The 12,580-nt window shown below is 68.5% G+C and carries 11 protein-coding genes; 5 read left to right on the top strand and 6 right to left on the bottom strand.

Translation table 11 applies throughout. From position 1 onward, the window contains the following. Positions 1 to 162 precede the first annotated feature (162 nt). Together Ahu01nite_RS47100 and Ahu01nite_RS47095 are read left to right on the top strand one after the other, a co-directional pair. Positions 163 to 1,425, top strand: a complete 1,263-nt coding sequence (locus tag Ahu01nite_RS47100; RefSeq protein ID WP_239159714.1) for a tyrosine-type recombinase/integrase — start codon at positions 163 to 165, stop codon at positions 1,423 to 1,425. Beyond that, entirely contained in the window at positions 1,422 to 3,800 is a 2,379-nt protein-coding gene (locus tag Ahu01nite_RS47095; RefSeq protein ID WP_203843280.1) for a tyrosine-type recombinase/integrase, read from the top strand. Before Ahu01nite_RS47100 ends, Ahu01nite_RS47095 begins: the two co-directional genes overlap by 4 nt. Before the next feature lie 83 nt (positions 3,801 to 3,883). Here the strand turns inward: Ahu01nite_RS47095 and Ahu01nite_RS47090 are convergent, their stop codons facing one another. Continuing rightward, complete coding sequence (locus Ahu01nite_RS47090) at positions 3,884 to 5,059, bottom strand: PrsW family intramembrane metalloprotease (protein ID WP_203843279.1); 1,176 nt, start codon at positions 5,057 to 5,059, stop codon at positions 3,884 to 3,886. 14 nt (positions 5,060 to 5,073) lie between these two features. Then, on the bottom strand, positions 5,074 to 5,628 hold the full coding sequence (locus tag Ahu01nite_RS47085; protein WP_203843278.1) for a hypothetical protein: 555 nt from the start codon (positions 5,626 to 5,628) through the stop codon (positions 5,074 to 5,076). A 206-nt stretch (positions 5,629 to 5,834) separates the two neighbouring features. Here Ahu01nite_RS47085 and Ahu01nite_RS47080 point away from each other — a divergent pair, with 206 nt between their 5' ends. After that, positions 5,835 to 6,914 carry a protein-L-isoaspartate O-methyltransferase family protein gene (locus Ahu01nite_RS47080; protein ID WP_307794775.1) on the top strand — a complete coding sequence of 360 codons (1,080 nt, stop codon included), beginning with the start codon at positions 5,835 to 5,837 and terminating at the stop codon, positions 6,912 to 6,914. Positions 6,915 to 7,879: 965 nt separating this feature from the next. Beyond that, entirely contained in the window at positions 7,880 to 8,041 is a 162-nt protein-coding gene (locus tag Ahu01nite_RS47075; RefSeq protein WP_203843276.1) for a hypothetical protein, read from the top strand. Positions 8,042 to 8,119: 78 nt separating this feature from the next. Here Ahu01nite_RS47075 and Ahu01nite_RS47070 read toward each other — a convergent pair whose 3' ends face one another. From Ahu01nite_RS47070 to Ahu01nite_RS47055, 4 genes are read right to left on the bottom strand one after another with little or no spacing between them, the layout of a single operon-like run. Next, positions 8,120 to 9,181, bottom strand: a complete 1,062-nt coding sequence (locus tag Ahu01nite_RS47070) for an ABC transporter ATP-binding protein (protein WP_203843275.1) — start codon at positions 9,179 to 9,181, stop codon at positions 8,120 to 8,122. Next, on the bottom strand, positions 9,178 to 10,008 hold the full coding sequence (locus Ahu01nite_RS47065; protein WP_239159713.1) for an ABC transporter permease: 831 nt from the start codon (positions 10,006 to 10,008) through the stop codon (positions 9,178 to 9,180). Before Ahu01nite_RS47065 ends, Ahu01nite_RS47070 begins: the two co-directional genes overlap by 4 nt. An 18-nt stretch (positions 10,009 to 10,026) precedes the next feature. Further along, positions 10,027 to 10,818, bottom strand: coding sequence for a molybdate ABC transporter substrate-binding protein (modA, locus tag Ahu01nite_RS47060; protein ID WP_438874874.1), 792 nt, complete (start codon positions 10,816 to 10,818; stop codon positions 10,027 to 10,029). Positions 10,819 to 10,829: 11 nt separating this feature from the next. Then, positions 10,830 to 11,252, bottom strand: a complete 423-nt coding sequence (locus Ahu01nite_RS47055) for a TOBE domain-containing protein (RefSeq protein WP_203843273.1) — start codon at positions 11,250 to 11,252, stop codon at positions 10,830 to 10,832. Positions 11,253 to 11,386: 134 nt separating this feature from the next. Between Ahu01nite_RS47055 and Ahu01nite_RS47050 the strand changes: the two genes are divergently transcribed. Next, the gene (locus Ahu01nite_RS47050) at positions 11,387 to 12,403 is read left to right on the top strand and encodes a class I SAM-dependent methyltransferase (protein ID WP_203843272.1); all 1,017 of its coding nucleotides are present in this window, start codon (positions 11,387 to 11,389) and stop codon (positions 12,401 to 12,403) included. Positions 12,404 to 12,580: the final 177 nt, after the last annotated feature.

The raw sequence follows: 12,580 nt of genomic DNA, 5'->3' as shown, positions 1-12,580 counted from the left end.
AGCAGCGTTGCGAGCACCTTCTACACCCACCACGAGAAGCGCTCTGTTGACCGGACTACGCCGCGCGTGGGTCGGGTGATTCTTTCGGTATACGGAGCGTGTTCAACCTGGTAGGCGCGACAGTGCTCGCCAGCAAACAACTCTGAGGTGGGCGTCTTGGTCGTGGAAGAGCTGGATTCGCGTGGACGGGACCTCGCCTCGATGGTGTTGCCGTCTTGGGGCCGGGTTGTGTCGATCGACGGTGTGGTGCCGTTCGCGATGCTCGACGACATCGGCGCGCCGGTCGAGCCGGTGCAGACGTTCCTGCGGGACTTCACGGCGTGCGGCAACCGAGCTGGATCCGCCCGCAGCTACGCGTTCGCGTTGTTGCGTTGGTGGCGGTTCCTGCTGGCCGTCGACGTGGCCTGGAATCATGCGACGGCGGCCGAGACCCGCGATTTCGTCCTCTGGTTGAAGCAGGCAGCCAAGCCAGTTGCCGCCTACCGGACGGCGTCGCTGAAGCTGATAGGAACGGTCAACCCGGTGACCCGCAAGGAGTACCTGGGCGATGACTACAAGCCGCGGACGGTCAGGCACAGCAACGCGGTGTTGCGCACCTTCTACCAGTTCTGGATCGAGCAAGGACACGGACCGCTGGTCAACCCGGTCCCGCTCGCGCGCCGACACGGCGGCAGCCGGCCGAACGAGCACCACAACCCGCTTCAGCCGTTTCGGCCGGAAGGCCGGCTGCGGTACAACCCGCCGCTGCCCAAGCGCCGCCCTCGGGCGATCCCGGACGCGGCCTGGAACGACCTGTTCACCGCGTTGGGTTCGCACCGTGATCGGGCGCTGCTTGCTCTGGCGATCAGTACTGCCGCTCGGGCGAGCGAGTTGCTGGGCGTGAAGGCCTGCGACGTGGACTGGGGCGAGCAACTGATCCGGGTCCGGCGCAAGGGCACCGACGCTGAACAGTGGCTGCCGGCCAGCCCGGAGGCGTTCGTCTGGCTGCGGCTCTATCTCGGCGGCCTTTCGCGAATGGCACCCAGCGACGCGTTGTGGTGGACTCTGCGGCGACGCCGGCGTGGAGAAGCTCGTCCGCAGCGGGTCGAGCTGAGCTATGACGCTCTGCGGGCGGTGCTGCGCCGGGCGAACGCGTTGCTGGGCGCGAACTGGACGATGCACGACCTGCGGCATACCTGCGCGCTACGGATGACCCGCAACGCGAATCTGTCGCTGCGCGACATCCAGACCCTGCTCGGGCACGCCCACTTGAGTACCACCCAGATCTATCTGGAGGACGACGACCACGCGGTGATCGCACGGGTCCGTCAGCACCATGCCGAGCTGGAAGAACGCGCGGCTCGCCAACCGAGGCCAGCACTGCCTGGCGCCGAATACGACGTCGGCGACATGTCCGTGCTGTTCGGAACAGGAGCCGGTCGGTGAGCGCAGGCATCGCCGTCAAACCCCGACTGCATCAACTGACCGTCGCAGACCAGCCGCTCGTCCAGCAGTCACACCCACTGAGCCGGGCCGACCGCAGCAGCATCGATAGTGTCCTGGAGCTGCTGCCTCGACTGCCGATCTGGCCGGCCACCGCGGTGGAACGCAATCTGCGGGTGCGGGGAGCCCGGCGAATCCTTGACTGGCTGGCCACGATGCCCGGCGACGGGTGGCAGGACCGCTGGATCGCCGCCGACATTCACGACAGGTCATGGATGACCAGGATCCAGCCGGACGCAGGCCCCCGCGCGCTCGAGCTGCTGAAGGACGGGATGCGCATTCTGCTCACTGCACGGGTGGTCCGACCGAGCTACGACTTCATCATCAACTACCGGGCCGTCGCACTGTTCGACGACCTGCGGCTAACGGTCAGCCCCGACCTGTTTGCCCGCGCGGCGGCCGCGGCGCTCCAGCTCGGCATGACCGGGCGCCGGCAGAACCAGCCACTGGTCGCGCTGACCAAGCTGGTCCTGCACACCGGCAAGGACCTCGACCAACTCGAGCCGGAGGACTTCCTCCGGGCCCGGGCCTGGAGTATCCCGGTCCTGGGCCGGCAGATGCCCGGCCTGCACGCAGCCTGGGAACTGCTGAGCGCGGTCGGGGTTCTGCCCGGCGAGCACACGCTGCGCGCCGCGCTGCGCGTCGGTCAGCGACCCACCGCCGAGATCATCGACGAGTTCGGCCTGAAATGCGGGCCCGTCCGCGACGTCCTGGTCCGCTACTGCGAAGAGCGTCGGCCCGCGCTCGACTTCAGCTCGTTCCGGGGCCTGCTCGGCAGTCTGGTGCGTAACTTCTGGCTCGACCTGGAGCAGCACCATCCAGGAATCGACTCCCTGCACCTGCCGGCCGACGTCGCGCTGGCTTGGAAGGAACGGGCGCGCACCCACAACAATCCGCGGATCCCCGGGCAACAGCGCCGCAGCGTCGGCTCGCTGTTCATGCGGGTCAGAGCCTTCTATCTCGACATCCAGCAGTGGGCACTGGAAGACCCGTCCTGGGCGCCGTTCGCGGTTCCCTGCCCGATCCGCAAGAGCGACATCGAAGGCCACACCAAGGTCCGCACGCAGGTCACCGCGGAGATGCACCAGCGTGTCCGTGATCGTCTACCGCAACTACCCGTCCTGGTTGCTGCCGGCGAACGCCACCGCACCCGGCAACAGACACTGCTCGCGTCAGCGGCCGGGGTCGAGGTCGGCACCACGTTTGAGCACGACGGCACGACATTCGTTCGCAGTGCTCCGAAGTCGGCCGCCCTGCGCGCCCGTGAGCGTGGCCCCGAACATGTCTGGGCCACCGACGTCACCACTGGCATCCAGGTCAACGTGACGCTGGCCGAGAACTCGGCGTTCTGGGGCTGGGCTGTCATCGAAACCCTGCGGCACACCGGCGTGCGCCTCGAGGAGTTGTTGGAGATCACCCACCTGGCGCTGGTCTCGTATCAGCTGCCAGACACCGGCGAAGTCGTCCCGCTGCTGCAGATCGTCCCGTCGAAGTCCGACACCGAGCGCCTCCTGCTGATCAGCCCGGAACTGGCCAGCGTCTTGGCCACGATCGTCAAACGCATCCGCGACCCGCACACCGGCCGGATCCCACTGGTCGCCTACTACGACCCGCACGAACGCACGACCGGCCCGCTGCTGCCCCACCTGTTCCAGCACGTGCTCGGCTGGCGCCGAGAGGTCTTCAGCCACACGCACGTACGGAGACTTCTCAACGATGTCCTCGCCCTGACCGGCCTCACCGACGCAACTGGCCGGCTCTTGCGGTTCACGCCGCACGACTTCCGCCGGATCTTCGCCACCGAGGCCGTCGCCGGCGGCCTGCCAGTCCACATCGCGGCCCGACTGCTCGGCCACGAGGACATCGCCACCACGCAGGCGTATCTGGCCGTCTTCCAGGACGACCTGATCCGCGCCTACCGCTCGTTCCTCACCGAACGACGGGCGCTGCGTCCGACCGTCGAATACCGCGAGCCCACCGACGCCGAATGGCAGGAATTTCAACAACACTTCCAACTGCGCAAACTCGAACTCGGCACCTGCGGTCGCCCCTACGGAACCCCCTGTGCGCACGAACACGCCTGCGTCCGCTGCCCAATGCTTCGCATCGACCTCGCTCAACGCCCGCGGTTGGTGGAGATCACCGCGAATCTTCAAGACCGCATCGAAGAGGCGAACGCCAACGGCTGGCTCGGCGAGGTCCAAGGACTCACGGTCAGCCTGGACGCCGCACGGACCAAGCTTGAGACGCTCGATCGTCGGCCTACGTCTGCCCTTGCGGTCGGCCTCGGAATTCCCGTGATTCGTCGACAGCACTAGAGGATTTCGTCAGCTTGCTGACGTGTTTCCTGCCGCGGGGATGGTCTCGTCGGTGAGAGCCACCCCGCGGCGGTAGCGGTCGTTCAGGCGGGGGAGGTGCGTAGCCGGGTGATCTCGGCGCGAGCGTGTTCGACGTCGTCGGTGTCGTGGCCACCAGCTTCGGCGATCTGTTCGGCGAGGTCATTGGCAGCGGTGAGGATGTGTTTGGCGCGCTGTTTCTCATCGTGGCCGTGCTGGGCCTTGCGATAATGGCGGCGGGTGCGCCAGCCGCCCGCGGCGGCGGTGACCTCGGCCTCGGTGAGTAGCCCCGTCTCGGTTTCGGCGGCGAGGATGTCGCGGAGCCACGCTTGTTCCTGGGGGACGGCGAGCCGGAACGCCAGCCATAGCAGGAGCAGGTCGGCGACGGGCATGACGACGACCATCAGCAGCAGCACCCCGTAGTTACCGGCGAGCAGATAGCCGAGCGCGCCCATGCTGTCCCAGCCGCCATGCGCGATCATCGCGGCGATCATCAGCAACAGGCCCCGCAGTCGGCGGGGGCGGTCGCCGCGACCGAGCAGCCACATGAGCCCGGAGCAGAAGACCGCGCTGAACAACACGTGGCCGAACAGGCCGGTGGCGCTGCGGAGCAGCACGATGTGCCAGGCCGAGCCGACCTGGTCGGCGCCGAAGTTCACCGCGGTGTTGTTGAACGCGTAGAGGACATCTTCGGAGATCTGGAACCCGAGGCCGATGAACGCGCCGATGATGAGTCCGTCGAACGGGCTTCGGACCAGTTTGCGGGCCAGGCCGAGCAGCAGGATCAGACCGAGGGCTTTGCCGATTTCTTCGTTGATCGGTGCGGTCAGCCCGGCGCCCCAGTCGTTGACCCAGGCCTGCCCGAACGCTTTGCCGTAAAGCGACAGGAACGCCCCGTTGGCTGGCAACGCGATCCAGAATGTGGCGGCGGCGGCACCCCACACGAACGCGGCGGCGAGCAGGCTGGCGGGCTGGCGGGTGTAGCGGTTGTGGTAGGCCAGCAGGACCAGCCACGGGATGGTGTAGATCGCGAAGGCCAGCGCCCCGGTGCCCAGGCCGACGCCGTAAGCGCCGGCGCCGCCGCCGTAGTACTGGACCATTCTCCAGATCCCGGCGGCGACGCCGAGCGCGTAGACCCAGAAGCACAGGTTGCGGGGCTGCAGAAGCTTGAACGGGGCACCCCAGCCGGAGGCCTGCAGTGCCGCTGTCCGTGAATCCTGCCCGGCCGACGTATCGGTCACGGGGGAAAGGGTGGTCATGATTGGGCCTCCAGCGACACGCTGCGCAACATCGCACTGACTTGAGCGGTATGAGCGGAGAGCTGGTTGCCGGCTCCGACCACCTGGATTACCAGGCCCCGGCCGTCCGGCAAGGCGTAGGCGGCGGTGATCCCGTCGTTGGAGGTGTCGGTGTAGTTCTCCACCACCCCGACGATGCCGCCGGTCGCGTTCACCACGCCGCGACTGCCGTCGGTGTATACGGGCTTGTCATCGGACTTGCCGTTGTTGCGGTTGATCTGGTCCAGCAACGCGTTCGCGTCGCCGGTGAACGGTGCGACCTGGGCCTGTGCGCTGACCCCGTCGTCGGTCAGCGTCGCCGAAGACGACCCGGCTCCGGGCTCTACCGTGCTCGCACCGACCAGCAGCCCGTCGACCACCTGCCACCCCACCGGCGGAGTCACCGTCAGACCCGCATCCAGGTTGAGCCGGTCACCGGCGCGAACCACATCGTGGCCGGCCACCGCGGAATCGATCAACGGGATTATCCCCCGCAACACGATCGCGATCACGAAGACCACCAAAGCCGGCACCAAACTACGCCGATCCAGACCCAACCAGCGCTGTTCAACCGGAACAAAGGCAGGCCGCGCCGCGTGCCGCCCCCCGTGTGAGATCACCATGACGCCACTCTCACATACACAGCTCGCAACCGCAGAGCAGCGGACAGCGACTGTTGCCCCCGCCACCTGAATATCGGATCATCCGGTTGGACCTTCATTTGCCGCGCTATTCGTACATGAAGGCTCATAGTTGGAAGGCTGGGCACGAACCGTCAATGATTACTCTGCGTAATAAGACAGTGCTCCTTCACCCAGCTCAGCAAGTCCAGTTAAGCGGCGAGACCCTGCACCGCTCCGAGCCGGCAATGATTCAGCGGGAGCTGCGCTCCCTGGACGTCCCGGCCGGGGCGCGGGTATTGGAGGTCGGCACCGGCTCGGGATATTCGGGTGCGCTGTTGGCCGAGCTCGTCGGACCGGACGGGATCGTCGTCAGCGTCGACGTCGACGAGCACCTCGTCGGCTGGGCGAACCTGCTGCACCACCAGCGCGGCCTGACCACGGTGCGATGCCACCACGCCGACGGCATGGCCGGCTATCCGGACGAGGCGCCCTTCGACCGCATCGTCGCCTGGTGCACGCCGCCCCGGCTGCCCAGGTCGTGGATTGACCAGCTGACACCGGGCGGGCGGCTGGTCGTCTGCCTGCCCGTCGCGGCGCTGCCGTCCACGACCGTCATCGCCACCATCACCGTCGACCACGGTCAGCCGCGCGTGCAGGCGTTCACGTTTGGCGGCTATGCCCAGAGCACCACGAGCGCGGTCGCGGACGTGCACAGCGTGCCGCCCCGCTGGGTGGACTGGTGCAGCCCGCACCCGCTCCTGTCTTGGATCGCCATCGCGTGGCGCGCCGACGACGACTGGCTGCGCACCGGTGCCCGCACAGCCTTGAACCTGCTGTTGAATCCCGGCCACACCGAGGTTTACGAGCATGCTCCGATCGACTGGCGGTCGTGGAACGCCTACACCGCCGCCCAGGCGAACCCGCAGCTGAGCACGGTGTCGTTGCACGGGGACGTACACGGCATCGGCCACACCACACCCGTCTCGGCGGCCGTCGTGCAGACCGACGGTGTCATCCTCGCCGACAGCCCGCGGTCCCCGTCGTTGCACGCGCTGCACGGATGGCTACGGCAGTGGGAACACGCCAGCCGGCCCACAGCCGACGCGTTCACCCCGATCCTCACCGCCGCAGACGAGGATCCGTCCGGGTGGGATCTGCGGATCCTGCACCGACCGGCCCGGCCTCGACCGCTGTAGCCGCGAGGAGGCGGGATACCCACCCGCACCGACACACCATGAGGGCCGCGGACCGTCGGCGGAGGTTTCACCAAAGCGGACGATAGCTCTTCCGCAACCGCTCATCTTCGACTCTGCGAGGCAGCATTGACAGAGCAACAGCAGGTCAGAGTGTTGATGGGCCTGGAACCGGTCTACTACGAGCTGATCTGGGCACGGGCCTTCTCCAGAATCTGCGTGTCTCATGAGACATCTGCGCTGCCAGCCTGGGCAGTTTAGAGCCTGCCCTCTCGATTGGTGGAAGCGCCTCAGGTCTGACGCGGATTCCTACTTCGGTTCGGGAGCCGATGGGAGTGCGCCTGCCTGCCGCAGGCGATGGCCATCTTTGCGAGGCCGGTCACGGTCAGCTTCGTGGGCGGGCGCTGTCCGCGCGCTGGGCCGGGCGGGTGCTGGGTCGCGTCGCGCGATTCACGCGGTGGGATATTCGGTAGGCTGTGTGCCCGGCGCCGCTCGTCGCGGTTGTCCACTGGCCGCGTGGGTCGGCCATCGGCAGCCGCTGCTCGTCGAGCAGCCGCCTCAGCGTGATGCCGCACCCGGCGCACCGCCCGTGCTGGATGAATATGCCGCACGGGTGAGCCGATTCGCTGATGACCATGACCTGGCCGCCGCACCAAGTACATACGACATCTCGAGCCGCATCCACCCGCCCACCGTAAGCGTTCATCACGGTGAACGCGACCGCCAGCGGACGGGATACGTGAGCACTCGCCATGCCGGTGTGACGAGATCCCGGTCGATCGAGCAGTCCTGGCCATGAACGACGTCGGGAATTCGCGAAAGGGCAGCTGGAATGCGTTCTGCACCGCGGGGGTGCACGACGCATGAGCGGGGCCCGGCGCGGGAATAGTGCCGGACGAATCACAGGAGCAGGACCGGCGCCACCACTGACACGGCAATAGCGCCACGAGCGCACGACGAAGAACTTCATGATGACCGCCACCGGCCACGAGGTCGCCGACACTCTGAATCGCGCGTTCGACGAGCCGTCCATGAGGATGGCGACCCTGCTCGCCGACATCATCCCGGCGCTCGCGGAGCTCGACCAGGAGGCGCCTCGACGCGACGCGCCAGGTGAACCAAGTTGTTGACCCCCGGTGTGCCGGACTCCGGTTTGAGGACGGGACTCTCGGTAAGGCGACGCGGTGTCTGAACGCTCGGCTGGATTCTCAGGCGGGGTAGGCGCGAGTCTCGGTGGCTTTCACCGCTGCCCATACCGGCTGGCCGAGGGCTAGGTGCAGGTGGGCGGCGGCGGCCGGGGTGATGTCGGCGGCTACCGGGATCGGGCCGGTGAGCTGGATGCGCAGGTTGTCGCCGTGGCGCTGGATGCCGGCGATGGTGGCGGGCCAGGTGTTACGGGGGCTGCCGTGTGGCTGCTCGGGGTGCAGGGCGACGGCGGCGGGCCGGAACGCGACGAAGGCGTCACCGTCGAGCCGGTCGGTGGTGGTGAGGGTGAAGCCGTCGTCGCCGAGGTGGACGGTGGTGCCGTCGGCGCGTCCGCGGTAGAGGTTGAGCCCGACGAGCTGGGCGACGTATTCGGTGCGGGGGCGGGCGGTGATGGTGGTGGCGTCGCCTTCCTGCACGACGCGGCCGTCCTCGATGATGACGAGCCGATCGGCCAGGACGAGGGCGTCGAGGGGGTCGTGGGTGACCAGCAGGGTGGCCCCGGGATGTTCGGTCAGGTGGCGTTGCAGTTCGGCGCGGGTCTCCAGACGGGTGCGGGCATCCAGCGCCGCGAGAGGTTCATCGAGTAGCAGCAGTTTGGGGTGCAGGGCGAGCGCGCGGGCCAGCGCGACCCGCTGGGCTTGACCGCCGGAGAGCTGGCGGGGTTTACGGCGTGCATGATCGGTGAGGCCGACCCGGGCGAGCCATTGTGCGGCCTGTGCGCGGGCGGTGCGCCGATCGACGCCGTGGCGGCGGGGACCGAACGCGACGTTGTCCAGCGCGCTCAGGTGCGGGAAGAGCAGGTAATCCTGGAAGACCACGCCGACCGGCCGATGCTCGGTGGGTATCCACACCCGGCGTTCGGGCCGGTCGAGATCGGCGCCGTCGAGGCTCACGTACCCAGCGGTGAGCGCTTCCAGGCCGGCCAGCGCGCGCAGGGCGGTGGTCTTGCCGGCCCCGTTCGGGCCGAGCAGCGCGACGACTTCACCGGCGGCGATGTGCAGGTCGATGTCGAGGCTGAAGGTGCCGCGGTCGACGACCAAGTGCGCGTCGAGGGTGCTGGTCATGTGCTGCCGATCCACCGGTCGCGCAGGGCGGCGAGGATCGCGACGGACACGACGAGCAGGATCAGGCTGAGCACGATGGCGGCGTCCAGGTCGTTTTCCAAAGCGAGGTAGACCGCCAGGGGCATGGTCTGGGTGGTGCCGGGATAGTTGCCGGCGAAGGTGATCGTGGCGCCGAACTCGCCGAGGGCGCGGGCCCAGCACAGCACCGCTCCGGCGGCGATGCCGGGCGCGACCAGCGGCAGCGTGACGTGGGTGAAGGTGGTCCACCGTCCGGCCCCGAGGGTGGCGGCGGCTTCCTCGTAGCGGGTGTCCGCGCCGCGTAGCGCCCCTTCGACGGCGATGATGAGGAACGGCATGGCGACGAATGCCTCGGCGACGACGACCCCGGTGGTGGTGAACGGCAGGGTGAAGCCGAAGGTGTCGTCGAGCCAGGAGCCGACGAGGCCGTTGCGGCCGAAGACCAGCAGCAGGGCCACCCCGCCGACCACCGGCGGCAGGACCAGGGGCACGGTGACCAGAGCGCGGACGAAACGGCGGCCGGTGAACTGCACGCGGGCCAGGAGCCAGGCCAGCGGTACTCCGAGGACCAGGCACAGCAGCGTCGCGAGGGTGGCGCATTGCAGCGACAGCCGCAGCGCGGTGAGCACTCCGGGTTCGGTGAGGCGCTGAGGCAGCGTGCTCCACGGTGCGCGGATCACGAGCCCGGCCAGCGGCAGGATAAGGAACAGCAGGCCGAGGGTGGCGGGCAGCAGCAGTGCGATCGGCACGCGTCGACCGGGGCGTCGACGCCGGGTCGGCGCGGCCGGTGGCCGCGCCGACCCGGGCAGGTCGAGATCAGTCACGGATTACGGCGCCTGGAAGCCGGCCTCGGTGAGCAACGACGTGGCCTTGTCCGACAGCACGTAGTCGACGAACGCCTGCGCGCCGGCCGCGTTGGGTGCCTTCTTCAGCACGATGATCGGGTAGTCGTTGATCGCTTGAGCGGATTCCGGGAACTCGACCGCGTCGACGTCGGCCGTCGCGGCTTTGGCGTCGGTTCGGTAGACCAGCGACGCGTCGACCTCGCCCAGCTTCACCTTGGACAGCGCACCCTTGACGTCCTGCTCGAGGGTGACCGGGGTGATCTTGACCTTGGCCGCGTCGATGGCCTTCTTCGCGGCGGCGCCACAGGGCACCTGCTCGGCGCAGAGCGCCACCTTCAGGCCGGGCTTGGTCAGGTCCGACAGGCCTTTGATGCCCTTCGGGTTGCCCTTGGCGACCGCGATGACCAGCTGGTTCTTGACGAACGTGGTGGCCGTGCCGGTGCCGTTGCCGGCGTCGGTGACCGTTGCCATGTTCTTCGGCGCCGCCGAGGCGAACACGTCGGCAGGTGCACCCTGGTTGATCTGGGTGGCCAGCGCCGAGCTGCCGGCGAAGTTGAAGATGACCTTCGTGCCGGGGTTGGCGGCCTCGAAGTCCTTGCCGATCTCGGTGAACGACTCGGTCAGCGACGCCGCGGCGAACACGGTGACGTTCCCGGTCACGGCGGCACTGCTGCCGCCCGCCGACGGCGGGCTGGGGGTGTCGGTGCTGTCATTGCCGCAGCCGCTGAGGCCCACCACGGCGACTGCCATGAGCCCGGCCAACGTCGTACGGATCCAACGTGATCTCACGAGCTGTTCCTCCCTTTATGGCCAACGGCCGGAGCGGATCGCTCCACCACGACCGTGGTTGATTTGATCACTGCAACGGCGACCGAGCCGACCTGAAGGTCGAGTTCCTCGACCGCTTCACGGCTCATCAGCGACACGATCCGGAACGGGCCGGCCTGCACGTCGACCTGCGCCATCACCGTGTCTTTCACGACCGCGGTGACGATGCCGCGCAGCCGGTTGCGCGCTGACGACACGTCGGAACGGTCCGGCTCGCTTCTCTGGGAGCGGACGAAGTCGGCCAGGTCCGGCCCGTCGATGACCCGGTGACCGTGCTCGTCGCGGGTCGCGGTCACCCGGCCGCCGTCGACCCAGCGCCGCATGGTGTCGGCGCTGACTCCCAGCAGCTCGGCCGCCTCACCGATCCGATAAACGGTCACGCAGCAAACTCTACCGGGTACGTATCTGCGAGCCTATGTCGCCGATCACCCCAGCATCCTCGGGGCTGGTGGCGTGTTCGGGACGGCAACTGCAAGATGGGAGCATGGACCGAGGCTGGGCAGGTTGGCAATCATTGACCGATGATCAACAGCGACGGTGGGCGACCGTGCTCGGCCACGTCACCGCCGCCCTTCCCGCTCACGCGGCTGCGGTCGTCGTCGACGGCAACGACACCGCCACGGTCCAGCTCGCTGACCTTCTGGCCGCCACGCTGCGGGAGCAGGGGCGGCTCTGTGCCCGGCTCACCGACGCCGCCTTGCTACGCGACGAAGACACTTGGCGCGCCGAGCGACTACCAGGCACCGTCGCCGATGGGCACCGCTGGCGTCACCGGCCACCCACCGGAGGCTGGGATGCCGTGGTGTGGGTCCGCACCCCGCCGTCCGGTGACCTCGGCAACGGCTACCGCGGTGACGACGCCGACATCGTGATCGACCTGCACGACCCGACGTGGCCGGTGATCCGCCACATCGACGGGCGGCTGGCCGCCCACGAACTCTGGTACCGCACCGAGTCGCAGGCGTTCTTCGCCGCCCGCGCCGCCACCTGGGACACCAAGTTCGGCGACGACCAGCCTGCGTACGCCCAAGCCGTCGCCCAGGCCCGCCTCCCGGCCGGGGCAACGACTCTCGACCTCGGCTGCGGCACCGGCCGCGCCCTGCCCGCTCTACGCGACGCGATCGGCCCGCAGGCCACCCTGCTCGGCGTAGACCTCACCCCGCAGATGCTCACCGCCGCCCGGCAGCGTGCCCGCCACTGCGGCGCCTTACTGCTGCTGGCCGACGCCCAGCGCTTGCCGCTGCCCGACGCCAGCATCGACGCGGTGTTCGCCGCCGGCCTCATCAACCATCTGCCTGACCTCGACAGCGGGCTGGCCGAACTCGCCCGCATCACCCGCACCGGGGGCTCACTGATCCTGTTTCACCCGTCCGGTCGCGCTGCCCTCGCCGCCCGCCACGGCCGGGCCCTGCGCCCCGACGAACCCCTCGCCGAACCCGTCCTGCGGGCCGGCGCCGCCCGCACCGGATGGGAACTCACCAGCTACGACGACGACGCACACCGCTTCCACGCGGTAGCGGTGCGCCGGTAGAACCAGCTGCTCGAGTCAGGCCGCCCCGAGTGCACCCCAGCAGAGATGCTTGGCGGTGGCGTAGGTCGCGGCCAGGCTGTTGCGTCGCCGACCTGGGCGGGTCACCTACTCAGGCAGGCGGTCACGGTGCGTCGCACCTTGGCGTGCCTCGGGGCATGGCGAAACGGCCGGTGCCCC

The sequence above is a fragment of the Winogradskya humida genome (assembly GCF_016862215.1).
Lineage (GTDB): Bacteria > Actinomycetota > Actinomycetes > Mycobacteriales > Micromonosporaceae > Actinoplanes > Actinoplanes humidus.
The sequence above is the reverse complement of the archived record's forward strand: the minus strand, read 5'-3'. Positions and strand labels throughout refer to the sequence as shown.

What these genes read in the sequence shown, in the direction of transcription:
- Ahu01nite_RS47080 (WP_307794775.1), top strand. Translation starts at nt 5,835, where the DNA reads ATGAAGGCTCATAGTTGGAAGGCTGGGCACGAACCGTCAATGATTACT.
- Ahu01nite_RS47075 (WP_203843276.1), top strand. Translation starts at nt 7,880, where the DNA reads ATGATGACCGCCACCGGCCACGAGGTCGCCGACACTCTGAATCGCGCG.
- Ahu01nite_RS47070 (WP_203843275.1), bottom strand. Translation starts at nt 9,181, where the DNA reads ATGACCAGCACCCTCGACGCGCACTTGGTCGTCGACCGCGGCACCTTC.